Here is a 23,562-nt window from a genome sequence, read left to right on the forward strand (position 1 = left end):
CATGGCTGCCCAGAATGAGATCCGCGCGAAACCGGTCCCGCGGCCCGGACTGTGGGCGCTGACGGTGGTCGCAGTGCTGGTCGCGGCGTTCCTCGTATGGACGTTCGCTTCCAGTCCCAACGTGCACTGGGACGTCATCGCGAATTACCAGTTCTCCGACGCCATCCTGCAGGGCCTGCTGGTGACGCTGAAACTGGCGGTGATCTGCGAGATCACCGGTCTGCTGCTTGGAATCGGACTCGCCGTGATGCGGCTGTCGAGCAGCCGGGTGCTGTCCTGGCTGAGTGGAATCTACGTCTGGGTCTTTCGCAGCGTCCCCCTGCTCGTGCAGCTCGTCCTCTGGTTCAACCTCGGGCTGCTGTTCCCACACATCGGCATCCCAGGTACGCCGTTCGTCGTCGAGACCAACGACGTCATCACCGGATTCGTCGCCGCGATCCTGGGCCTGACGCTGCACGAGGCCGCCTACAACGCCGAAATCGTCCGCGGTGGCATCGCGGCCGTCGACCGGGGCCAGGTGGAGGCCGCGCAGGCCCTCGGTATGAACCGAGCACTCCTGCTACGCCGGGTGGTGCTTCCCCAGGCACTTCGAGTGATCGTGCCGCCCGCCGGCAACCAGTTCATCTCTCTGCTCAAGAACACCTCGCTCGTGGCGTTCATCGCCGGGGGAGACCTGCTCTCGACCGCGCAAAACATCTACTCCGGAAACTTCGAGATCATCGCCCTGCTCATCGTCGCCAGCCTGTGGTACCTCCTGCTGGTCTCGATCACCTCATTCCTGCAGGGCCGCCTGGAACGGCACATCGGGCGGTCTTCGGCGCATTCGACCAAGCCACGGCGGGACGAACCGGCGCCGGCTGCGGTGGCCGGTGCCTGAACAGTGGAGACGACATTGACGACCGAAATCGCATCGTCGAGCCTGTCGGGCCCGATGGTCCGCGCCGAGGGGGTACGCAAGTCCTTCGGCCGGGTTGAGGTTCTGAAGGGGATCTCCCTCGAGGTAGCCCGAGGCGAGGTCACGTGCGTGATCGGACCGTCCGGCTCGGGGAAGTCCACGTTCCTGCGCTGCATCAACCACCTGGAGAAGATCCAGGCCGGCCGCATCTGGATCGACGGCGATCTCATCGGATACCGCCAGGTCGGCGAGAAGCTCCACGAACTGCGTGACCGGGAGGTGTGCCGGCAGCGTGCCGAGGTGGGGATGGTCTTCCAGCAGTGGAACCTCTTCCCTCACCTGACCGTTCTCGGCAACTGCCTGGAGGCCGCCGTACGGGTCAAGAAGGACTCGCGGCAGTTGGCGACTGAGCGGGCTCAGCGGCTGTTGGAGCGGGTTGGTCTCGCCCACAAGGCAGACAGCTACCCGAGCCAACTCTCCGGCGGCCAGCAGCAGCGCGTTGCCATCGCCCGCGCCCTGATGATGGAGCCCAAGCTGATGCTCTTCGACGAACCGACCAGTGCGCTGGACCCGGAACTCGTCGGCGAGGTCCTGGACGTGATGAAGTCGCTGGCGGCAGAGGGCATGACCATGGTCGTCGTCACCCACGAGATGGGCTTCGCCCGGGAGGTCGCCGACACGGTCGTGTTCATGGACGACGGAGTCGTTGTCGAGTACGGCGACCCGCAGCAAGTTCTGGCCCGACCGCAAAATGGCCGCACGCAGTCGTTCCTTTCAAAGGTGCTATAAACGGGGATGGTATCGCGCATCGTGATGGAGATCGGCTCTCCTGCAGAGTTGGATTTAAGGCTCCCGTCGAGCAATGAAGGCAGACATGTGAGAGGGACGAAGGGGTGACCAGCGGTTCGAGAGAGTTGGCCGCCGACGTCTACGCGAGGCTGCGGGACGACATCATCAGCGGCGAACTCGAAGCCGGGGCGCCGCTGGTCGTGACGACGGTCGCGACGCGCCTGGGTGTCAGCCGGACACCAGTTCGGGAGGCGCTGCGCCTGCTTACGCGTGACGGCCTCGTCGAGTCATCAGAGCGGCAACTCCGCGTTGCCGGTCGCAGTGCCCAGGCACTCTTCGACATCTACGAGGTACGTATTCCGCTGGAGGCCGCGGCCGCCCGTGGGGCCGCGGAGCGGCACACCAGCTTCGACCGGATGCAGCTCATCCGACTGCACGAGATCCTGCGAGACGTTCCGCCCGACGACGTGGCCGCGCTGAACGCCGCGAACCGGAAGTTCCACGAAGCAATCTGGGCGGCCACGCACAACAGCGCACTGATCGACTTCCTGAAGCGCCTCGACCTCTACCTCCGCCGTTATCCGGCGACGGCGCTTCACCACGCTGGGAGATACCAGGACTCCCGCGACGAGCACGAGGCGCTGTTGGAGGCGATCCTGGCTCGCGATGTCGAAGTAGCGGGCGAACGCGCGAACGTCCACTTCTCGGCGGCTCGCGATGTTCGGCTGCGCTTCTACGACTCTGCCGACCCCGTGTTCCGGGGAAACACCCAGTCCTGACCCTTCACCCCGCCCGGCTGAGGAACCAACGTTCCTCGGCCGGGCGCTCTGTTGTTCGCGGTCGCGCCGCTTCCGCAGGGACGCGGAATCTCTGTCGTTCGGGGGATGGCGGGCACCCACAGATAAGGAGTCTGTCTACGCCAAACTGGATACCTTCGGTGCCGTAACGGGACCACCGCGAAATGGTGGGCGATCATTGCGGTTCGGTTCCGGCTGAGGCGGATGACCGTGGTGGCGGAGGAATGCGATGTCGATCAGTCACCGGCCACCCGGACTTAGAAGAGGGAGGCGGTGCCTGCAAGGCCGGCACGGGCACCGCGCCACGCACGGCCAACCCGAGCAGACCCGCGCCGTTGCCGGCACCGCGTGAAACTGACCCCGTGGTTCCGGGTGGCGACCGGAACAGAGGGGCAAATTTCAATCGGCGTTGACACCAGTCGGGTGAGGGCCCACGCCCTGCTACTCGAGGATCGAGGGCTTCACTATGGGCCGTGACAATCGGGGCTTCGACTAGCCGGTGCGAATCGTGGATCGGGGGAGCAGTTTGGGAGCCGCGGGGCGCCCTGAACGGCCTTGAACTGCGCCCAACGGCGTCCAAGGTTGCTTAAACTTCACCCACCCCTACCTGCGGTTCCACGTTCCCCCAGGTCAGGGTGGGTGCGACGTCCTGTTTCACCGCGGAGTACTCGGCGGTTCTGCGCAGCAGTCGACGACGCTCTACGTGTGTGGCCGGGAGTGCTGGCGGTGACCCTCTTCCGGGTCGCGCAGGCCAACAGAGGGCCACACGACCAGAGTGGGCAGCCGATATGAGAGCGACAGCCCGGGGGCCTCGACCGTAGCCTGGCCGGGCCACGGTCGCAGGTCAATGAAACAGGTAGCCGCTGAGCGTTCACTCGATCATCGAGCTAACCGTGATCGGATACCTTTTCGATCACGTCTTCGATCTTGGGACAGCGGAGCGACTAGCCCAGCCGCTAACATCGCGCTGATTCCCGTCCCCCATTACGGAGACCTCCATGCGCAAACTTGCCGCCGCCGCCCTCGTGGGCGTGCTCGTGGCCGTCCTTCCGGCAACGGCCGCCCTGGCCGCCGACCCCAAGCCGGATATCGCGGTGACCTCCGTCGCCGACAAGGCCAACTACGCCGAGGGTGAGACCTTCACCATCACCGTCACGGTGAAGAACAAGGGCTCCGTCGGCGCCAAGCACGTGCACTACACCGGCGGCGACAGCGAGGGCGTCGACGGTGTGGCCTACGGTGAGCTGTCGACCGGCTTCGACCTCGCCGCCGGCGCCACCAAGACCGTTCAGATCACCGGCAAGACCAACCACGTGGCGTCGCAGTCCGGCTACGGATTCGTTGCCTTCGCGCTTGGCGCCGACAACGGCGAGGCCAACGACGCCGACAACATCACCAGCGTGCGGCTGCCGGTGGCGGGCGTCTTCGACGATCTCGGCGGCTACGTCTTCCAGGGTCAGTCCTCTGGCGCGGAGTGGACGCCCCGGACGCCTGGCGTCCCGGGTGTAAAGGTCGTCGCCACCAGTGCCGACGGCAAGACGAAGTACGCCGAGGCCATCACGGACGCCAAGGGCCTGTTCCGTTTCGCCCGCCTCCCAGCTGGCGACGTCCTGCTGACCTTCACCGCCCCGGCGGGCTGGAAGATCCTTGCCGGCGAGAACGGCGAGGACGACCACACTCTGGCGCAGGTCCGCGCCGACGACAGCGACGAGCCGAGCGTCTTCGTGCCGGCGAAGAAGGTCGCCGCGAGCTCGCCGAGCGTCTCACCGTCGGCGTCGCCGTCGGTGTCGCCGTCGGCATCGGCGTCGCCGTCGGGATCGGCGTCGCCGTCGCCGTCGGCGTCGGCGTCGGCATCGGCGTCGCCGTCGGCGTCATCGAGCGCCGGCCCGGGCCTGCCGGTCACCGGCGACAACAACACCATGCTGTTCGTCGGCGCGGCCGCGGTCGCCGTCGCGGTCGGCATCGCGCTGGTGCTCGTTGCACGGCGCCGCCGCGTACACCTGCAGGCCTGATCGACCGAGATCGCTCCGGCGGTCGAACACCCGCAGGCTGTAGTGTCCCCCGCTGTGTCGAGCAAGGCGAAGGGCGCCGAGGCCCCAGCACCCCGCTGGAGCCTCGGCGCCGCGACTCCGGTCGCGACAACGCCCTCAACGCGCGCTCCGTCGGGTGTTCACGTTCATGGTCCTCGTCGGCGACTCGAACATCCTCGGCTTTGGATGTGTCAACCGCCCCACGCCTTGCCGATCACGGACGAGTACACCGTTGCCGAGCCGAGCACCTGCGTCGATGCCGGCGTCGACGAATGTGGCCGGGAGTCGCTCGGCCAGGCATTGAGCTGGCGCCAATATTGGCGCGGTCCGTGCGCGCCGTCCAAGTGATGCGGACGGCGCGCACGGTGACGGATCGAGGGTCAGAACCTGCCGGCCTTGACGTCGGCCACCGTCACGCGGGAGACCTTGAAGGTTCCCGCAGAGGAGGTTCCCGTCTCCGGGGAGTTCACCTCGGAACTGACCGGTACCCCGTTCTGGGCGTTGATGGTCAGCACGTGTTGGGTGTCGTCCGTCCACACCTTGGCGGTGATGGTCAGGGTGGGCTGCCCGTCGGTCGTCGAATCCACGACGGTGACACCGGGGATGGTGGAGGCCAGGCGAAGCACGCCCGCCCGTACCTTCGGGTCGCCACCCCCTGCGGAGAGCACGTCAACGCTGTTGACCCAGAGGTGGTTGGCGGCGATGCGCTCCCGGTCCTCATCGGTAAGCGGAGACGGGTTTGCGACCCCCTTCTTCCGAAGGATCTCAAGTCGGTCCTGCTCGGCGCCGATAGGGGGCTTTCCCTCGTCGTACACGGAGTTGATCATTTGCTCCCGGGCTTTGGCGAGGTCACCGGTTGCCGCGTACCGCGCCGCCGCCACCCCACGGGTGTGGAAGCCGTTGCCGAGGTTCTCGCCACGAACGATCACCCGTGGGAGTTCGTTCCTGGCCTCTGTGTAGTAGTACTCGCCGCTGTCGGTGTACAGGTGGTACCGGGTACGAGATGGCACGGTGCCCCGACGGACATCGACCTTCTCGATGATCAGCGACGCGTCGCCCGGCAGCGAGGCGTTGTCTGCGGTGAGGTTGGCTGCCAGGGACACGAGCTTGACGTTGCCTGCTGGTGCCTCGGAGGCGGCCCCGGCGTGATTGGCTGGGCCGGTCGGCGTCGGGGCCGTACCGGATCCCGTGGCCATGGGCAGGGCCAGTGCGAGAGCGGCTACGGCCGCGACGCCACCACCAGCGGCCAGGCCGAGCGCATGGCGCTTGCGTCGCTGGGCCCGGCCGCGCTGCTCGATCGCCTCGACCGGGCGATCCATCTGTACGTCGGAAAGGGTCTGTTTCACCGCGTCCCACACCTCATTGTCGTTCATGATCGAATCTCCTAACGGGCTGCGGGCGCGAGCTGCGCCCGCAGGGTTGCGGTGGCACGGGAAAGATGGACGGCTACGGTCTGGGCGGAGATGCCCAACACTGCAGCCACGGACCTGGTGTCCAGGTCGAGCCAGATACGTAACACGACCACCTCACGCTGCCGCTGCGGCAGCCGGCGAACGGCGGCCAGCAGGGCGTCATTCGTGTCGAAGTCGTCCTCGATGAGAGACGCTCGCTCGTGGCCGTCGAGGGCCACCTCCCGCCGGCGTCGCCGCCACCAGGACACCCGGGTGTTGAGGGCGGTGCGCACCACCCACGCCGCCGGTGCCGGATGCTGGCTCAGCTTTGGCCAGGAGGCCCAGGCTCGCGCGTACGCCTCAGCGACCAGATCCTCGGCCAGCGCGCGATCGCCCGTACCAGCTAGTACGGCGCGCAGGCAGTTGTCTCGGGACCGCTGATAGAAGTCCGCGAAGTCCGTCCGTTCTCGTTCCACACGGGGTTTACGCATCAGCGCCCCGATCCATTTACCCCCCGCGGAAAAATTTTCGTTGATCATGAGGCTAGCGGTGACAAATGGGTTGAACCCTACGCGAACCTTTGATCGACGGCACCGCAGTCCCGAAGCAGCAAGGCGTTGTCGGAACCGCTGGCTACGGGCGGGCTTACCGCAGCTGCCGCAGCAAGAAGGCGCGGCATCCTGGCGAGGGAGTACGCGCAGGTCACGGCGTTAGGAGCTGCTGCGTGGCCCGGCCTTGCAGTTGGGAGCAGTCTGGGTGCAGGTTGGCGAAGTGGTCAGCCCGCCCGAAGTGCTCACCGACACCCGCACTGCCGGTCAGCGCGAAGGGGCTATAGCGGCAGCAGGTCCCGGACGAGTCGGTGTCTCACCTGCCACTGGTCATCGTCGCCGGACGGCCAGGGGAACCCACCTTCGCTGAAGACCCAGTTCAGGTAAGAGACGAACGGCATGGTCGTCTCCCAGCTGAACAGCCCGTCGACGCACCCGTCCGGAAGGACGAAGCCGTACGGTTCGCCTCCGCTGACGTTGCCTTTGTGAAAGCGGTCGGGCGCGGCGGGGAGCACGAACAGGCCGTTGTCGGGGTCGTCGGCCTGCCGCTCGTTCCGGTCGGCCCACTCGTCCTCGATGTACTCCCGAAGTGACTGCCCGGCGGGATAGCGGGTCCCCTCCAGCTCGATCACGAGCGGGTCCGCGCTCGCCGAGCTGGCCCACGCCGGGTGAGTGCCCACCAGCCAGACGTCCCCGACGATGCGCACCCAGGAGGACAAGGTCATGGGGACGGCGGCGAACCGTTGAGCCAGCCAATCGACGTAGGCGTCCGCGTCCGCGCTCGGCGGGGTATGCGGTCGTACGGGCGTCTGCTCATCGTCGTTGGTGTGGAAGCGGTAGCCGTCAGTGGACAACTGGTCGACGATCGCCTCGATGTTCTGGCGGGCACGGCGCGCCATCTCGTCGCAGACCAGCTGCGCCTCGTGCGCCTGTTCGGGCTCCAGAACCACGCCGCCAAGCTGACGCAACTCCTGCCAGACCAGCTCCCGTTGCCCCCGCTCGTAACGGCTGAGCCAGCGCGGTGGTGATGCCATTCCGCGATCTTGCCAGACACGTTCCACACAACGCCGGGCAGTCAAGTCAACCCTGTGCACCAACCGGGCGGTTCTGCCGCGGCTCTACGGCAGCAGCGGCGGGTGGGGATCCGACGATCGTCAGCCCCCACCTTCATCGCTGCATTCGGACGATTGAGCGATGCTGCCGGCGTCAGCGCCCGGTGGACACGATGTTTGAGGAGTGCCCGTTCTGCTCGTCGCGCTTCAGGCGCTTCGCAGTCTGCTTCTCCTTGATCGTCTTACCCTTCTTCTTGACGTTCGCCTTGCTCGTCGAGTCCTTGGACATGATCGAACCTCCTGGAGCAGGTCGGTGAACGTGCAGTGTGGTACTCGCCTGATCGCGGCGTGCAGGTGACGGAAGACCCGCGCGCGGGCGCGAAATCCTCCACTGCACGCCGACCCTACGCTGTTCCAGCTCCTGCCGGCGGTGGGAAATGCATCGCCGGTGGTGGGGCAATGGTTCGTGTCGCCCTACTGAATCGCAGCCGACCAGCAGCAGGGCCTCGGGTGAGATCACCTAGATTGCTCGTGGCCCGATGGGGTACGCAGCCGCGAGTGGTGAGGGGCGTCCGGGTTCACCCGGCTGGCCACAGAAGTGCTCCGGGGGGCCGATGGCGGGTGCATCAGCGTGGTTGAGCGGTCCGAGTGTGTCCGACGATGTGGTGGAGCTGCGCGTACATGGGGCCGCCAGTGCAAGCGCCAGCCAGGTTCTGGACGTGCCGCAGGTCGAGCAGGTCGCGGGCGACCGCAGTGGGGGCTTCTACCGTCCCCGCCGCGACTGTTCGTGCAGCAGCGGCGGACGGGTGACGCTGGAGGCGTACCGCTGGGCGGACCTGCCCTCCGGAACGGTGGTCCGAACGCTGTCGCTGGTGTTCCTGCTGCCGTTCATGCTGGCCAACCTGGCGATCTGGATGCGTCCGGCGAGCGCTGGCTCTGATGCGATGGTCAGATCCCTGTGTCGCTTACTGGCGCTCACTCTCACCGCGCTGTATGTGCTTGCCTTCGCCGGTGTCACGCTGGACCTGATCGCGTGGAAGTGCATGGGCTCGCCACGCTGCCTGGCCGGGCGCATCTGGTTGTCCTGGTTGGGTGGGCAACCGGTGGGCCTGCGGCTGGCGGTACTCGCGATGGTTCCGGCTGCTGCCATCGGCCTGCTCTGGCGGGCAAGCGCGCGGCCAGGGAGGGTGTTCGACGCTTTTCGCGCTCCCGCGGAAGGGGTCTCCGGGCATCGACTCGGCGAGATTGGTCAGTGGGAGGCCGAGCCGCTGGTGGGTCGGCTGCGCTCGATTAACGTCGCGGCCGCGTTCGCGACACTGGACGTCATTCTGCTCGCATCCCGAGCCGCAACCGGCGCCTCCGCCAGCACGATCGTGCTGGCCGTAGTCACTGGGACGGTTCTGGCGAGCTGTGTAGTCCTGCTCTGCATACCCCCGCTGATCGACCGGGCCGTGGATCAGCGACTGGACCGGATCACGCGCACGGTGCGGACGGTCGCCGTCGCCCTGACCCTCGTGGTGACGGCCCACGTCCTGGCCAGCACAGCGCCGTGGTCCGACGGGGGCGGCCTACCCGGCTACGGCTCGATCCTCACCTCGCTGTTTGTTGCCCAGACGACCCTGCTGACTGCCCTCGCCGCTGCACTGCTCTGGCGTCCGGACCGGCGGCCGGGCGCCATCCCGCTGCTCGGGCTGGGCGCGCTGGTGATCGCGGCCAGCGCGGTCAGCCTGGCGGTGGCGGTCTCCGCCGAGTTGGTCTACCGGGTGGCGGATTTCCTGGACCGCGACGAGCCGACCGGCGAGGGCCTGGCCTCCGGTCTGCCGCCGGCGTTTACCTGGGCGATCTTCGGCTTTCTCCGGACCGTACTGTTCACGCTGGTGATAGCGGTGCCGGTCATCCTGATTTCCCGACGCCGACGACTCCGCGCGGCGGCGGAGATTGTGGCGTGCGACTACCCGGACCGTCCGCCCGGAGCAGCGACCCGACTACGGCAGGTGCAGAAGGCGATAGCTCGGGCTCGGATCACCGAAAGACTGGCCCCATTGACCGTGGTCTATGCTTGCCTTGCCGGGATCGGCACGGCCACCACCACCGTCGGTTTGCTGGAGCTGCTCCCGAGCGAATCGGTGCAGCGGTACGCGCGGGTGCCGGGCGACCTGATCACCTTCTCCATCGAGCTCGGTAGCTGGGCGATCGCCGCGATCATCCTCGGCCTGGCCGTCGGCGGAATCTTCGCCTATCGGACACTCGAATTCAGGCGCCACGTGGGTGTCCTGTGGGACCTGGGCACGTTCTGGCCCCGGGCGGCTCACCCGTTCGCGCCACCCTGCTACGCCGAACGAGCCGTGCCGGAGTTGACCCGACGAATCACGTACCTGGTCGGACGCGGCAACGCCGTGCTGCTCTCCGCGCACAGTCACGGTTCGGTCCTGGCCGCCGCGACACTGCTCCAGTTATCGCCTGAGGTCAGCAGCCGCGTCGCCCTGCTCACCCACGCGTCGCCACTTCGCCGACTCTACGCGCGGCTGTTCCCAGCCTACGTCGACGACGAGGTGCTGCAGGAGGTCGGCGTACGAGTCGAGTGGCGGTGGGTGAACCTGTGGCGTGACACCGACCCGATCGGCGGCTGGATTTTCTCGGCTCACCGGACAATCGTGCCGGTCACCGCCGACGGCCCGGCGGCCACGGTGGACCACCGGCTGCGGGACCCCGCCGATGTGGTGCCTCCACCGGGCGACAGCGTCCCGCCACCGATCCAGGGACACCGGTCCTACGGATCGGAGCCGCGGTACGCCGAGGTGGCGCAGGCGTTGATCGAGCGCCTTCGCGGGCCGACAGGTCCAGGAGCGCGTCCGGCCGACCCACCGCCCGGGCAATGATCTCGTCATGGCGGCACCACCAGCACCGAGGTGGCGAGGGCGCTCCGCGGGGGAGTGACTGATCACAGGGTGGCGAATCCCTCTCGCCAGGAGGGATAAGTCGGGAGCCAGTCGAGGTGCGTGCGGGCGTAGTGGTTGCTCGCGCCCCGTGCCCAGCCGTGCCGCTCGCCTACCGTCGCCGCGGGTGCCGGGACCCCGGCCGCCGTGCAGAACGCGGGCACCCACTCCGAGGCGGCGGCGGGCTCGTCGTCGCAGACGTTGACCGCGCCGGCGGGCCACTCCAGGGCGGCGACCGCCGCGGCGACGGCGTCGTCGATGTGCAGCAGGCTACTCACGTCTGCGTCAGCGGGGACCTTGCCGTCGGCGGCGAACTGGGCCATCAGACCGTTGCGGGCATACCAGGTGCCCGGGCCGTAGAGAGTGCCGTACCGCAGCACGACCCACTCGGGCGTCTCCTGGACGGCGGCTTCGAGCGCAGAGATACCGGCCACAGTGGTCTGCCGCGGCTCTGGAGCGCCGACGTCGAGCGGGGTCTTCTCGGTGCCCGGCTCGGTGCCGGGCTCGTACGCCCAGGCGATGCTCTGTGCCACGAACCGGCGTACCCCGGCAGCGAGCGCCGCGTCGACCAGGTTGCGGGTCCCGATCTGACGCAGCCGCGAATTGGCGGCGAAGTCGCCCGTGCTCAGGCTGGTCAATTGGTGCATCACTACGTCAGGCCGGGCGTCACGGACGGCGGCCACCACCGCGTCCCGGTCGAGCACGTCGACGGCGATCGGGCCGTTGCGGGCCAGCCCGATGACCTCATGCCCCTGCGCGCTCAGGAGCGGCTCGAGCCGGCGGCCGATGACGCCGGTCGAACCGGCGAGAACGATACGCATGACTGTGTGCCTCCGTCAGTTCGGCCGGGGCGAGCGGCGGTCCCTACGCTGTTCGAGCTCCTCAGGGCTGATCATCACCAGCATTTCCTGGCCGGGCGCGCACACCATGACGACCAGGAATTTGCTCACCCGATCGGGCAGGTTGTTGGCGGCCTGGTAGTGGATGACGTCGCCGCCAGGCTCCCAGAACGCCTCACCGGCCTTGATGACCCGTTCTGGCTCGCCCTCCAGCTCGAAGATCATCTCGCCTTCGAGCATGTAGCCGAAGACCGGACCGGAATGCCGGTGCGGCGGCGTGCCCGGGTCGCCCGGGGGTAGTTCGATCGTCGCGGTCATCACGTGCGAGCCCGCCGGCAGCTCCGGAGGCATGGCCGTGCCGAGCAGCACGATCTCGTTGTTTCCGATTTCCATGGTCTGCATGAATCGAACGTATCTCCGACCGGATCAACAGAATGTACCGGTTAGCGCCCGATCTGATGGACCAGTTCGCAGAGTCCGGACAGAGCTGCCTTCCAGGCATGATCTGGTGGTGCCGCGTATCCGAGGACCAGGGCTGCCGCCTGCCTCTCATCCGCCGGATCGTGCCAGTAGCTGTTGCTGTGCAGGCCGATCAGGTGCAGTCCCTGGCGGCGCCCGGCCTGGATCAGCCAGTGTTCCTGCTCCACCGAGGCCAGCGGCAGCAGCGCGTGCATGCCGGCCGCGATGCCCTCCAGTGGGGTAGGGGTGACCTCGCCCAGGCGGTCGGCCAGCTCGATCCGGCGGCGGCGGTAGGTCAGGCGCATGCGGCGAATGTGCCGGTCGTAGTCGCCGTGTGTGAGCAGGTCGGCCATGGCGAGCTGGTCGATCGCGGAGACTGCGGCGCCGGCCTCCATGATCGTCGCCGTCAGGTCGCGACGCAGTGACTCGGGTACGACGAACCAGCCCAGGCGTACGCCCGGCGCCAGCGATTTGCTCGTGCTCCCGGCATAGACGATCCGCTCCGGCGCCAGCGCCTGCATCGCGCCCACCGGCCGCTGGTCGTAGCGGAACTCGCCGTCGTAGTCGTCCTCGATCAGGAACGCGTCGTGCTCCCGCGCCCAGGCGATGAACCGGTACCGGTGCCCTGGGCTGAGGACCACCCCGGTCGGATGTTGGTGCGCCGGGGTGAGCAGCGCGGCCTGACCCGTCACGTCGTCCGGGTCGGCCCCGCCCGCGCCCACGGTGAGCGGGGTGACCGTCAGGCCCGCGGCGCGCAGCACCGTGCGATGAGGGGCCAGGCCGGGGTTCTCGGTGGCGATGGCGCGTACGCCGCGCCGGTGCAGCGTCCGCGCCACCAGGGAGAGGCCCTGGGTGAAGCCCGCCGTGATCACCACCGCGTCCGGGTCGCAGAGAACACCACGGGTACGCGCGAGATAGTCGGCCACCGCCGCCCGCAACACGGGCAGCCCCGTCGGCTCGGGGTAGTCCAGCGTGCCGCGCGACGCCGTCGCCAGCGCCCGGCGCACACTGCCGACCCAGGCCGTGCGGGGGAACGAACCGAGATCGGGAATCCCTGGCCGTAACTCGATCACCGGCCCGGCCGTCGTCGATGGTCGCGGCTGGCGGCGCGAGCCGGGCACATCATGGAGCACCTCCGCGACCCGGGTGCCCGAGCCGGGTGCCGTCACCAGCCACCCTTCCGCAATCAGCTGCGCGTATGCCTGTACCACCGTGCCCCGGGCCAAGCCCAGGTCGTTGGCCAGGCTCCGGCTTCCGGGTAGGCGCGCCCCGACTCGCAGCCGGCCGGCCCGGATGCCTTCTCGTAACGCGCTCTCCAGGGAGCGACCCGGGAAATTCGTACCCCGATCGAACTCCAGATGCAGGTCAAGCGACTTCGCCACCCAGCAACGATCTCACCTGTGCGAGCAGCGCTAGCTGGTTCGGCGACGACTCACGTGCCAGATCCATCGACCTCGACGTGCTTCCGGCGGGCGAAGCGTCGATGGTGACCAGCGCGACCGTGGTTTCGCGCCGCGAGAGCTGGGGCGGTGAGCAGGCAGCTATGACATAGATGGGATTACATGTCTTGCTTGTTCTCAGGTATGAAGGCCGAAGGCACGTCTCGGTGCTGATTCCTGAGAAGGAGCGACAGATGAAACATGCCCTGCGCCGCCTACGAACGGGGGCGGTCGCGCTCGCTGCCTGCACACTTGGGCTGAGCCTACTGTCGGTACCCGCCGCCGAGGCGTACTCGGTTGCCCCTCTCGCGCCACAATCCGAGCGGGCACCGGAATCGAACCAGTTTTCGGCTGAGGGTGTGACCACGATCGGTGAACTCCGCACCGTCGACAGCTCCCTGTCCTACGCCCCCAACGGCGGGACGCAGATCATTCAGCACCCCGGTGCCACCTACGTCAAGGTGCACTTCAGCTCACTGCGGCTGGCCCAAGGCGACTACGTCACCGTGTCGAGCCGCGACGGCAAGGAGAGCTACCGGTACGACCGCCACCTGAACCGGGCGACCGGTTCGGACTACACCACCGACGGGCAGCCGGGTTTCTGGGCGATGTCGGTCGAGGGCGACACCGCGGTGGTGACACTGCACAGCAGCCGCCCCTCACGTGGCAGCGCCGCCACCATTGACCGGTTCTGGCGCGGATACGACCGCACGGAGATCGCCGCGCACAACTTCTCCACCCAGTCCGTGTGCAGCACCGACGCCCGCCGGGACGTGGTCTGCTACCAGAACAGCCACCCCACCGAGTACGCCCGCGGCAGGGCGGTAGCGCGGCTGCTGATCAGCGGCGGTGGACTGTGCACCACCTGGCGGGTCGGCAACACCAACCGGATGCTGACGAACAAGCACTGCTTCTCGACGCAGTCCGCAGTGAGCGGCAGCGAGATGCAGTTCAACTACCAGTGCGCCACCTGCGGCGGCGCGAATCCCGGCGCCGGCACCAAGGTCAGCGGTGCCACCCTCTACAGGGTGAGCAGCGGCGGCTCCAACCAGCTGGACTACACCCTGTTCTCGGTCAACAACTTCGCCACCATCCAGGGATTCGGCACGCTGTACCTGGCAACTACCGCCACCAGCAACGGCACCCGGATCTACGTCCCCGGGCACGGCGACGGCAGCGCGAAGCGGCTGTCGATCTACGAGGACACCCAGAACGGCGCGACCTGCGCCGTCCGGAACGCGAACTACAACACCTGGAACATCAGTTACAGCTGTGACACCTCCGGTGGCAACTCGGGTTCACCCGTGCTGAACGCCAGCCACCGTGTGATCGCCCTGCACCACCTCGGCGGTTGTCCGTCGAACCAGGGCGCGAAGGCGCACCTGATCTACAACGAGATCGCCAGCCTGATCGACAACGGCTGAGACGGTGGGCCGCCGACGCGCGCTCTGCGCCTTGGCGGCCCATCGCCATCCTCACCGCTCGACCTCACCACCAGACACCGTGTACGCGTAGGGCACCGCGGCCACCTCCGTGGCGAACCCGGTACGGGCGTCGAGGGTGGTCACCGTCAACGAACCGGTGACCGGTTCTCCCACCGGTTCGTCCGCGCTGAAGATCACGATGACCCGGCCGCTCTGCCCCGGCGCCAGCGTCAGCGGCGTGGATGGGTCGGTCGACCCTTCGACCACCCGCCGCCAGTAACTGCCGGTGGACGAGGTGACCCGCCGGTCGAAGAGTCGAGTCAGGGCAGTCGCCGCGCAGTCCACTCGGGCCGAGGGCTGGGGAGCACCGCCGAACGGGCCGGCCCGGTTGGCGTTGCAGATCCAGGTCGTGGCCGACACCTCCGCCGACGAGACGACCACCTCCGAGCGCCGGCCGGCGGTCCCGGCCAGGTCCGGGTCACCGACGTAGTAGCCGTTCTCGCCATACGGTTGCGTGTCCAGCACGTGCGGCACCGTCGAATCCGCCGACATCCGCAGCCGGGTCGTGCCGGACGGGACCGCGAAGCGAGGGTAGACATCGACGGCGGACACCGGTGTCTGATACGTGGCCGACGCCACCGGCCGCAGTGGCACCTCGCCCATGGCGTCCAGCCGGGCGTCCACGAGGTACGACGCCGGTGCCGTACCGGTGTTGGTGATGGTGAGGGTGGCCTCAGCGGGACGACCCGCCGGCAGCACGGCGCCCGCCGGCACTCCGGTCGCCACCACCGACGCCGGGGCGAACCCCACCCGGCCGTGGAACGGCTGGCTGGTCCGGACAGTGGCGGTCGGCGCGGTGAGCACCAGCACCACGGTCCATCGACCTGGCTGCGGGGCACGCCGGACCAGGTCCAGCCGGGGCGGCGCCGTGGTCCCCGCGGAGCGCGAGCTGCTGGCCGCGAGCGGCATCCCGGCCGGGTCGACGAGGAAGCCCCACACCTCCAGCCCCGGGTCGTCGCCGGCGTGCACCGACACGGCCAGCGCCGGTTTCCCAGCCGGTACGTCGAACTGGAAGCTGCGCCGCTGCCCGAGCAGCGCCCACCCGGCGAGGGCGCCGTTGCCGCCGGAGAAGGTGCCGCCGAAGCTGCCGCCGGTGGGACCGGTCGGGACCAGCGCCCGCAGTCCTAACGGAAGCGCCGCGTAACCCGTCGTGCCGGCGACGACGGTCACGGCGGCCGACGAGTCACCAGCCGTGGTCGGCAGGCGGACCGGCAGCCAGGCGGTCCGCGTACCGCCGGGCGGCACGACGACCGAGGGGCCGCTTCGCGCGGTCAGCCGCAGCGCGGTGACGTCGTACCGCACCGCATCCACCGGCGGTGACCCGTCGTCGCGGGTCCAGATCGCCACGGTCCAGCGGCCCGGCTGCGGCCGGGCCACCGTCACCCGCCCGTACCCCCCGTTGCCCAGCGGCAGTGAGTAACCGGCGAGCCGGCCGGCGGGATCGAAGACGCTCACCGCGACCGGCGTGGCATGTGACCGGGGGTCCCAGGCCACCGCGGCCTGGAGCTGGTCGGTCCCGCCCGGAACGGTGACCGGCACCCGGCGGGCGTTCGCCGGTACGCCGTCGGAGTCGGCGAAGGCCGTCCCCGCCCCCGGCGTCACCTGACCGGCGGCGAGGCTGCGGGCCGGCGCGGCGGACCGCAGGCCGACGGTGACGCGACGGGCGCGCCCGCCCGGATTGGTGAGGTGCACCGCGACCGGCGTGACCTGCCCCGCCGCGCCGGTGACGCTCGCCGTCGAGGTGGCGACAAGCAGCCCCGCCAGGTCCCCCGAGGCCGGCCGACCAGCGGATCCGGCAGCGGCGTCGGCGGGCCGGGCGGCGGAGTCCGGGTGGTCGGTCAGGGCGGCGGCCAGCCGCACCGCCGCGAGGGTGTCCACCCGCCCGGCCCCCTGCTGGTCTGCCGGCTGCCGCAGGTCGGTCGCGGAGCTCATGAGGATGCGTTTGACCTGCTCGGGGGTCGGTGTGCCGCCGGTGTGCCGGCGTACCGTCTGGATCACCAACGCCGCCGCCCCGGCCACGAACGGCGCTGCGGCGCTGGTGCCGCCGAACAGGAAGAACGGGCTGGGGCTGCCGCCGTCGAAGAAGGAGATACAGCTCTGGTAGCGCGCGGTGTCGGTCGAGCAGGCAGCCCACGAGGTGTCGCCGGGTGCCACGAGGTCGACGGTGCGAGGTTCCGCCTGCGCGGTGCCGCCGGAGCTCAACGCGGACACCGAGTCGGACCGGTGGCCGCCGTCGCCGAGCGGCGAACCGCCGTACCCGAGTTGGCCGTACGCGCGCAGTTGGGTGCTCGCGCCGACGGCGATGACGTCCGGGTCGCTGGCCGGCGAACCCAGGGTGCCGTCCGGCCCGGCGTCCCCGGTGGCCACCACCACTGTCACCCCCGCGGCGACGGCCGCGTCGTTGGCCAGCCGCAGCGCGTTCGCGGCCGTGTCCGGGTAGCCGTAACCCACCAACGACTCGTTCAGCACGTCGACGCGTTCATGGAGCACCGCCCACTCGATGCCCTGCAGGACAACCGACGTGGGTGCCGCGACGTTGCTGAACACCTTGGCGACGTGCACGGTGGCGGCCGGTGCGACGCCGAGGATCCGCATCAGGCACGGTCCGTCGGAGCGGTGCGCCGGATGCGCGTACCGCCCGGCGTCGTAGACGCCGACGCCCTGGGCCGCCACCACGCTCGCGTCGCCGAAGGATTCCAGGATGTACGAGGGGGCGTCCAGGCCGTCGCCGGTGAAGTCGGCGTAGCCAGCCACGACCGACCGCCCGTCGCGGACGAACTCCGCCGCCGCCGGGTCGATCGCCCCGCCGAGCACGCCGACCCGCACCCCTGAGCCGTCGGCCAGGTCGTGGGCGCCGGGCCCCTGGGCGGATCCGACGGTACGCGTCAACGCCAGCCCTTCCGGTTCGGTCAGCGGTGGCTCACCCGGCCCGGCGCAGCTGCGGGCACCCATCGCGGTCCCGCCGGCCGGTGGCGCGGGCCGGCTCGGCGCGACCGGTTGGCGCAGTCGCAGTGGACTGTCGGGCAGTACGGCTCGCACCCCGGGACGGGTCTCCAGCTCCGCGACGGCCCGCTCCGGCAGGGTCGTGGCGATGGCGTTCACCAGGCGGAAGGGCGTCACCCGGGTGGCGCCGACGCGGCGCAGGTCGGTGAGCATCGGCTGCTGGTCGGCGGTGATCCGGGCGGCCCGGTCGGCGAGCAGCCGCGCGGGAGCGGTGTCGTGCTGATCGGCGAGGACGACGATGACGGCCCGGACCGGCCCGGCGTCGACCGCCGCCGGTGCGGCCATGGCGGCGACCGGTCCGGTGGCCAGGGCCGGCGTCAGTAGGGCGGCCAGCAGTCGGTGCGGCGCGGTCAGGTGCACGGTAGGTGTCCTCACTTCCGGGTGGCGGTGCGCTGCGGTGGACGAGCCGATCAGGCGGCGGTACGACGTTCGGTGACGAGGACCCAGCCGAAGGTGGCGAGTTGCAGGGCGACGAGCGCGAGGAAGCCGACGCCGTTCCAGAAGGCGAGCCCGTCGACCGGCGCGACGAGTCCGTCGATGGCCAGCCGGACCATCGTGACCATGGCGGGCGCCGTGAGGGCCAGCAGCGCCGCGGTCACGGCGAGCGAGCCCAGCAGGTAGAACGGCGCGTACCAGCGGATGATCCGTACTTCCCGGGCCGGCACACCGCCGAGGTCGTGCCCGGGGTCGCGGCCGACCAGTCGACGCACCTGGTTGGCCAGCCATCGCCGGGTGTCACCCATCAGGTCGCCCAGCCGCAGCCAGTTGCCCAGGACGTAGTAGATGTCGGTGCGCATGAACACCAGAAACTGGTAGACCACCGACAGCGTGAGCGTGTAAACGACGCCGCGGACCAGTCGCTCGTGCACACCGGCGAGTTGCAGCACCAGGCAGGCCGACATGAGCAACAGGTCCCAGGTCAGCCCAGCCAGGTACGGGGCGTAACGGCGGCGACGGGGCACGGACCGGACGGCTGACATCTCCGTCTGCGCCACCAGGAACCACAGCCTTCGGCTGATGGAGAGCCGTCCGGTGACGCCCAACGCCCGCACGGTGGCCGCGTGCGCCAACTCGTGCAGCAGCACCAGCATCCAGGCCACCATCGCGACGACCAGGGCGTTGGCCAGCACCCCGTCCAGCAGGAACGCGTCGGCCGGGGTGGGCCGCAGCGAGGGAACGAGCGCCAGCAGTAACGGTACGGTCAGCCAGCTGCCGACGTAGAGCAGCCGCATCGGCGGCGCGAGCAGCCAGGAGACCCGGTGCGGCGGCAGGTTCGCCAGCAGCGCCACTCCCCGACGGGACACCTCGCTGCCGGCGGCCGGCGGGGTGCCGGCCCCGGTCGTCGTCGTGCCCGCGTCGCCCGTCGCGGCGTCCACCCGCAGGAATCCGCAGGACGCGATGCCGTCGAGGAAGTCGGCGAGGTCCGGCTCGGTGCCGTAGCGGTCGGCGAACCGCCGGCGGACCTCGCCGAGCGGCAGTCCCTCGCCGAGCCACCGGACGAGGTCGACGCCCTCGGCCGGCAGCTCGACGAAGTCGCCGGTCTCGACCCGGCCGACCTCGCACACACCGTCCTCGCTCTCGCCGATGTGCAGCGGATACAGCCGGACGACGGTGGTGTCGGCGAGCGTGCTGGTCACGTCGCGGACCCGGACGCGACAGTGGCCCGCAGGTCGCCGGGGCGGGGGACCCGGCCGTCCGGGCCGCAGGCGGCGCAGTCGTCGAGCAGCGTGCCCTCGGCGAACTGCGTTTCCATCCGGTGCACGTCGACGACGAGTTTCCGGCCGACGATGACCGGCTCCGCCATGCCGGTGAGGTGCTTGACGGCCTCCAGGGCGGCCAGGTTGCCGATCATCCCGGCCATCGGCGCGTTGCACGGGTTGATGGTCCGGTCGCCGATCACCCCGACGACATACTCGGCCATCGGCGCGTACTCCGGGTGGTTGGCCGCGGCGTCCTGCTCGACACACTGGAAGCAGGCGGTCTGGTAGGGAACGTGCAGGAAGAGGCTGACCGTGAGCCCGTCGTTGGAGCCGCGCATCCACGCCGTGCCCTCCCGCAGGGCCGCCTCGTTCAGCCACTGGTAGAGCGTGAGTCGGGGCCGGTCGGCGGCGCAGATCACCAGGTCCCGGCCGGTCATGCAGGCGCGGGCGGCCGCCACCCCGTCGACCCGCGCGTTGCGCGCGCTGATCCGCACGTGCGGGTTTATCTCGGTCAGCCGGCGGACGGCAGCGGTCACCTTGGGCTGCCCGACGTCGGCGTCGGTGTAGAGCACCTGGCGGTTCAGGTTCATCAGTTCCACGTCGTCGTCGTCGACGAGCAGGATGTCGCCGACTCCGATGGCGGCCAGGCTCATCGCGACGTACGACCCGAGGCCGCCGATCCCGAGCACCGTGACCCGGGCGTCGCGCAGCCGCAGCTGGAAGTCGGCCGCGGTCAGCGGGGGCTTGTGGAAGTAGGAGAAGAACTCCAGGTTGCGCCGGTACCGCTCGCGTTCCACCTCCGGCAGCCGGGCCGGCGGGGGTACGGCGGCGTCCTCCACGAAGCCCATGTCGATCAGCGCGTCGACGGAGTCGTCGACGTCGGCGGCGGTGATCCCCGGATCGTGCTTTGCCATCGCGTCCGCCAGCTCGGGCCGGGTCCGGGTTCCGTCCAGCAGGCTCAACAGGTGCCAGGTGTTGCCGTGCTCGTCGTCGACCATCTCCGAGGCGATGCCGTAGTCGCCGCCGCCGATGCGGATGCGGCCGTCGCCCAGCGGGATGGGTGGAAACACACTCTTGATTCGGGGTCGCCTCATCCGTACTCGCTCCTTCGGGTCCTGGTGGGGTCGCCCGGCGCCCCCAGTCGTCGTGGCGGTCCTGGCCACCGCCCACCAGAGCGGGCGGTGACCAGGACAGTCGGGTCAGCAGTCCGTGCAGGGGCTGCAAGCGCAGATGACAGTGGTCTCGATCTTCTCGAGCCGACGGATCTGGATCTTCATGGCGACACCTCCCTCCCGGGTTCCACGGCTGGCCCGACCGCGACCGGCGGAGGCCGCCGGTGCCCGGACCAGCACCTCGGTGAAGTGTGTGGCGGGCCGCCGGGGCGTGGGTGAATCCCGGACGATCCCGGACGGCCACCACCGGCGCCCCCGTGTCCACTCGGCGGATCAAGGACAGATCCGGTGACGCTGCCGGACAGCAGGGGTCTAGTAGGAGCACAAGTCCGACATCAGGACCGTCCAGGAGCCGCCGTGACCGAGTCGCTGTCGATCAGAAGCGGTGTGGCGCCGCCGGATCCCGGACCGGCCGACTCGCTGGACGAGGTGGCCCAACGACTACGGATGTTGAAGGTCTGGGCCGGTGACCCGTCCTACGACACGATCAAGAATCGGATCAATGCGGCAGGGAAGGCCACGGGCCGGCCCGGTGGTGTGATGGCGAGGAGGACGACGGTCGCCGACTGCTTCAAGGGCGGCCGGAGGCGGCTCAACACCGATCTGGTGATCGCCGTTGTCGAAGCGCTGCATCCAGACGTCGGGTACGTGGCGCAGTGGCGGCAGGCGCTTCGCGTCGTCGGCGGGGAGGCCCGGGCGGCAGCGCAGGTGCGGGTCCAGGACAACCTGCCGCAGGACCTGGCCGGCTTCGTCGGTCGTACCGCCCCGCTGAACCGGCTCCGACGGGAGTTACGCAAAGGCGACCTGGATGGCGGCCCGGTCGTGCTGGCGATCCAGGGCATGGCGGGCGTCGGCAAGACCCAACTCGCCATCCACGCCGCGCATGCCGCGCACCGGCGGAAACCGTTCGACCGGATCCTCTTCGTCAACCTGCGCGGATTCCACCCGGACCCCGGTCAACCGCCGGCCGACCCGGCCTCGGTCCTGGAGGGCTTCCTGCGCCTGCTCGGCGTCGCCGGCCAGCAGATCCCGTACGACCTGCCCGCCCGGGTTGCCGCCTACCGCCGCCTCCTGGTCGGCACCCGTACTCTCGTGGTGCTGGACAACGCCAGCGACGCCGAACAGGCCCGCCCGCTGCTGCCCGACACTGCGGGCTGCCCGGTGCTGATCACCAGCCGACGCGACCTCAGCGAACTGCCGCACGCCACACGGCTCACCGTGGACCTGTTCACTCCGGATGAGTCGGCCGCGCTGCTCGCCGGGGGAGGGTCGCCTCTCCCCGGCGGCGCCGACCCGAACGCGGTGGCCCGGATCGCGCAGCGGTGCGGCCACCTTCCCCTTGCGCTCGGGCTGGTCAACGCGCACCTCAGAAGCACCTCAGGCTGGACGTTGACCGATCACGCCGACCGGCTCGACGAGCGTCACCACCAGCGTCGCCTCGACGTCAGCGTGGAGCTTGCCTTCGACCTCTCCTACCGGGAGCTACCCACCGACCGGCGACGGCTGCTGCGTTTCGTGGCGGCACATCCCGGCGATGATTTCGACGCCCAGGCCATCGCTGCCCTCAACGGCATCTGCCCGTCCGACGCGGAGGTCCATCTGCACCACCTCCACCGGGACCACCTGCTGCAACAGGCCGCCCCCGGCCGGTACGCCCTGCACGACCTCATTCGCGCGTACGCCGTCAGCCGGTGCGGCGACGAAGACCCACCACCCGAACGGCGGGCCGCCCTGACCCGTCTGTTCGACTACTACGTGGCCACCGCCGCCGCCGCAATGGACGTCCTGTACCCGGCCGGGTCGCACCGCAACGAGGCATCATCCGGTGGCGGACCGGTCGCGGTTCTGCTCGACTCGGACACCGCCCGCGACTGGCTGGATACTGAACGCCCGGCTCTGGTCGCCGTCGCCGCCTACACCGCCGCCCACGGCTGGCCCTCTCACACCACCCGCCTGTCGACCAGCCTGTTCCAGTACCTGCACGGTGGGTATCCCACTGATGCCCTCGCCATCCACGAGCACGCGCGTATCGCCGCTCGCCGCGCCGGTGATTCAGCCGGGCAGGCTCACGCCTCGACCAGTCTCGGCGCCACCTACGCACAGCTCGGCCGATACGGGCCGGCCACCGAGCACCTTCAGCAGGGCCGGACCCTGTTTCGACGAGTCGGCGACCAGGTCGGCGAAGCCCGCGCACTGGTCAACCTCGGCGTCATCGAGTCGCAGCTCGGCCGCAACCGGTCCGCCGCCACCAGCTACGGCCTGGCCCTGGCCCTGTTCCGGCAGGCCGGCCACCAGGCCGGGGAGGCACACGCGCTGAACAACCTCGGTGAGGTCGAGGCGCAACTGGGCCAGTACGGGCTGGCCGCCGAGCACGTGAAACGATCCCTGATCCTGTTCCAGCGAATCGGCGGCCGGACCGGCGAAGCCTGGACGCTGAACACACTCGGCGACATCGAGATACGGCTGGGGCGGCACCGGGCCGCCGGGATCCATCTGGAGCGGGCCCTGGCCATGTACCGCCAACTCGGCAATCACACCGGTGCGGCCTGGACGCTGAACAGCCTCGGCACGCTGCACACCAGCCTCGGCCAGATCAGCTGCCATCACCAGCAGTCGCTGGACATCTTTCGCGAGACCGGCGAACGGTACGGGGAAGCCAGCGCACTCAACGGAATCGCCGAGGCGGCTCGCGTCACGGGCAACGTCGCCGACGCCCTTGCCCACCACAACGCGGCACACACGATCGTCGTCGAGATCGGCGCGTATCACGAGCACGCCCGTACCCACGCCGGCCTCGGTCACACCCACCGCGCTCTCGGAGCCCCCACCTCCGCCCGCGATCACTTCCAACGGGCGCTCACCCTCTACACCGACCTCGACATGCCCGAGGCCGAAGATATTCGCGCCCACCTCACCGCCCTCGACAGCAACGGCGTCGGGTACGCGACGGTACAGCTCCTGACGTGCACCCTGAGCTGCAGTTGATCATTGCCGCGCATCTGCCCCCGCCAAGCCGCGCGGCCGGCGA

17 protein-coding genes are annotated in these 23,562 nt (G+C 69.5%); 7 read left to right on the forward strand and 10 right to left on the reverse strand.

The genetic code is table 11. The features are described from left to right. Nucleotide 1 precedes the first annotated feature (1 nt). From HNR20_RS26375 to HNR20_RS26390, 4 genes are all read left to right on the forward strand, one after another. Nucleotides 2–877, forward strand: a complete 876-nt coding sequence (locus HNR20_RS26375; RefSeq protein ID WP_184185052.1) for an amino acid ABC transporter permease — start codon at nt 2–4, stop codon at nt 875–877. A gap of 54 nt (nt 878–931) precedes the next feature. Beyond that, nucleotides 932–1,684: an amino acid ABC transporter ATP-binding protein gene (locus HNR20_RS26380; protein ID WP_184189064.1), complete on the forward strand. Its 753-nt coding sequence runs from the start codon at nt 932–934 to the stop codon at nt 1,682–1,684. Nucleotides 1,685–1,809: 125 nt separating this feature from the next. Beyond that, entirely contained in the window at nt 1,810–2,463 is a 654-nt protein-coding gene (locus HNR20_RS26385; RefSeq protein WP_184185055.1) for a GntR family transcriptional regulator, read from the forward strand. Between the two features lie 1,016 nt (nt 2,464–3,479). Then, complete coding sequence (locus HNR20_RS26390) at nt 3,480–4,493, forward strand: SdrD B-like domain-containing protein (protein WP_184185058.1); 1,014 nt, start codon at nt 3,480–3,482, stop codon at nt 4,491–4,493. Between the two features lie 398 nt (nt 4,494–4,891). Here HNR20_RS26390 and HNR20_RS26395 read toward each other — a convergent pair whose 3' ends face one another. The 4 genes from HNR20_RS26395 to HNR20_RS32490 all read right to left on the reverse strand — a co-directional run bounded on the left by HNR20_RS26395 (nt 4,892) and on the right by HNR20_RS32490 (nt 7,791). Continuing rightward, a complete protein-coding gene (locus HNR20_RS26395; RefSeq protein WP_184185061.1) occupies nt 4,892–5,884 on the reverse strand; it encodes a hypothetical protein in 993 nt (330 codons plus the stop codon). An 11-nt stretch (nt 5,885–5,895) separates the two neighbouring features. After that, nucleotides 5,896–6,393, reverse strand: a complete 498-nt coding sequence (locus HNR20_RS26400; RefSeq protein WP_184185063.1) for a sigma-70 family RNA polymerase sigma factor — start codon at nt 6,391–6,393, stop codon at nt 5,896–5,898. A gap of 338 nt (nt 6,394–6,731) precedes the next feature. After that, entirely contained in the window at nt 6,732–7,484 is a 753-nt protein-coding gene (locus HNR20_RS26405; protein ID WP_184185066.1) for a hypothetical protein, read from the reverse strand. A gap of 172 nt (nt 7,485–7,656) precedes the next feature. Then, nucleotides 7,657–7,791: a hypothetical protein gene (locus tag HNR20_RS32490; RefSeq protein ID WP_260321899.1), complete on the reverse strand. Its 135-nt coding sequence runs from the start codon at nt 7,789–7,791 to the stop codon at nt 7,657–7,659. Nucleotides 7,792–8,152: 361 nt separating this feature from the next. Here HNR20_RS32490 and HNR20_RS26410 point away from each other — a divergent pair, with 361 nt between their 5' ends. After that, entirely contained in the window at nt 8,153–10,381 is a 2,229-nt protein-coding gene (locus HNR20_RS26410) for a hypothetical protein (protein WP_229687305.1), read from the forward strand. Between the two features lie 62 nt (nt 10,382–10,443). Here the strand turns inward: HNR20_RS26410 and HNR20_RS26415 are convergent, their stop codons facing one another. The 3 genes from HNR20_RS26415 to pdxR are packed head-to-tail and all read right to left on the reverse strand — an operon-like array spanning nt 10,444 to nt 13,118. Next, complete coding sequence (locus HNR20_RS26415; protein ID WP_184185073.1) at nt 10,444–11,259, reverse strand: NAD-dependent epimerase/dehydratase family protein; 816 nt, start codon at nt 11,257–11,259, stop codon at nt 10,444–10,446. A gap of 15 nt (nt 11,260–11,274) precedes the next feature. Further along, the gene (locus HNR20_RS26420) at nt 11,275–11,679 is read right to left on the reverse strand and encodes a cupin domain-containing protein (RefSeq protein ID WP_221309923.1); all 405 of its coding nucleotides are present in this window, start codon (nt 11,677–11,679) and stop codon (nt 11,275–11,277) included. A gap of 41 nt (nt 11,680–11,720) precedes the next feature. Beyond that, on the reverse strand, nt 11,721–13,118 hold the full coding sequence (pdxR, locus tag HNR20_RS26425) for a MocR-like pyridoxine biosynthesis transcription factor PdxR (RefSeq protein WP_184185076.1): 1,398 nt from the start codon (nt 13,116–13,118) through the stop codon (nt 11,721–11,723). 416 nt (nt 13,119–13,534) lie between these two features. On the opposite strand from pdxR, the gene HNR20_RS26430 reads away from it, so the two are divergent. Beyond that, the gene (locus tag HNR20_RS26430) at nt 13,535–14,599 is read left to right on the forward strand and encodes a trypsin-like serine peptidase (RefSeq protein WP_229687304.1); all 1,065 of its coding nucleotides are present in this window, start codon (nt 13,535–13,537) and stop codon (nt 14,597–14,599) included. 51 nt (nt 14,600–14,650) lie between these two features. Here HNR20_RS26430 and HNR20_RS26435 read toward each other — a convergent pair whose 3' ends face one another. The 3 genes from HNR20_RS26435 to HNR20_RS26445 are packed head-to-tail and all read right to left on the reverse strand — an operon-like array spanning nt 14,651 to nt 20,456. After that, nucleotides 14,651–18,022 carry a S8 family serine peptidase gene (locus HNR20_RS26435; protein ID WP_184185080.1) on the reverse strand — a complete coding sequence of 1,124 codons (3,372 nt, stop codon included), beginning with the start codon at nt 18,020–18,022 and terminating at the stop codon, nt 14,651–14,653. A 50-nt stretch (nt 18,023–18,072) separates the two neighbouring features. Beyond that, nucleotides 18,073–19,299 carry a hypothetical protein gene (locus HNR20_RS26440; RefSeq protein ID WP_184185082.1) on the reverse strand — a complete coding sequence of 409 codons (1,227 nt, stop codon included), beginning with the start codon at nt 19,297–19,299 and terminating at the stop codon, nt 18,073–18,075. After that, the gene (locus HNR20_RS26445; RefSeq protein WP_184185084.1) at nt 19,296–20,456 is read right to left on the reverse strand and encodes a HesA/MoeB/ThiF family protein; all 1,161 of its coding nucleotides are present in this window, start codon (nt 20,454–20,456) and stop codon (nt 19,296–19,298) included. Before HNR20_RS26445 ends, HNR20_RS26440 begins: the two co-directional genes overlap by 4 nt. Before the next feature lie 435 nt (nt 20,457–20,891). Here HNR20_RS26445 and HNR20_RS26450 point away from each other — a divergent pair, with 435 nt between their 5' ends. Then, on the forward strand, nt 20,892–23,519 hold the full coding sequence (locus tag HNR20_RS26450) for a tetratricopeptide repeat protein (RefSeq protein ID WP_229687303.1): 2,628 nt from the start codon (nt 20,892–20,894) through the stop codon (nt 23,517–23,519). Nucleotides 23,520–23,562: the final 43 nt, after the last annotated feature.

Origin of the sequence: Micromonospora parathelypteridis, from assembly GCF_014201145.1 — a bacterium.
In the GTDB taxonomy this organism is placed as follows: domain Bacteria; phylum Actinomycetota; class Actinomycetes; order Mycobacteriales; family Micromonosporaceae; genus Micromonospora; species Micromonospora parathelypteridis.

Excerpts from the sequence above, each read along its gene's own strand:
- HNR20_RS32490 (WP_260321899.1), bottom strand. The coding sequence starts at position 7,791 with ATGTCCAAGGACTCGACGAGCAAGGCGAACGTCAAGAAGAAGGGTAAG.
- HNR20_RS26400 (WP_184185063.1), bottom strand. The coding sequence starts at position 6,393 with ATGCGTAAACCCCGTGTGGAACGAGAACGGACGGACTTCGCGGACTTC.
- HNR20_RS26395 (WP_184185061.1), bottom strand. The coding sequence starts at position 5,884 with ATGAACGACAATGAGGTGTGGGACGCGGTGAAACAGACCCTTTCCGAC.
- HNR20_RS26380 (WP_184189064.1), top strand. The coding sequence starts at position 932 with ATGGTCCGCGCCGAGGGGGTACGCAAGTCCTTCGGCCGGGTTGAGGTT.
- HNR20_RS26375 (WP_184185052.1), top strand. The coding sequence starts at position 2 with ATGGCTGCCCAGAATGAGATCCGCGCGAAACCGGTCCCGCGGCCCGGA.
- HNR20_RS26405 (WP_184185066.1), bottom strand. The coding sequence starts at position 7,484 with ATGGCATCACCACCGCGCTGGCTCAGCCGTTACGAGCGGGGGCAACGG.
- HNR20_RS26420 (WP_221309923.1), bottom strand. The coding sequence starts at position 11,679 with ATGCAGACCATGGAAATCGGAAACAACGAGATCGTGCTGCTCGGCACG.
- HNR20_RS26445 (WP_184185084.1), bottom strand. The coding sequence starts at position 20,456 with ATGAGGCGACCCCGAATCAAGAGTGTGTTTCCACCCATCCCGCTGGGC.
- HNR20_RS26390 (WP_184185058.1), top strand. The coding sequence starts at position 3,480 with ATGCGCAAACTTGCCGCCGCCGCCCTCGTGGGCGTGCTCGTGGCCGTC.
- HNR20_RS26415 (WP_184185073.1), bottom strand. The coding sequence starts at position 11,259 with ATGCGTATCGTTCTCGCCGGTTCGACCGGCGTCATCGGCCGCCGGCTC.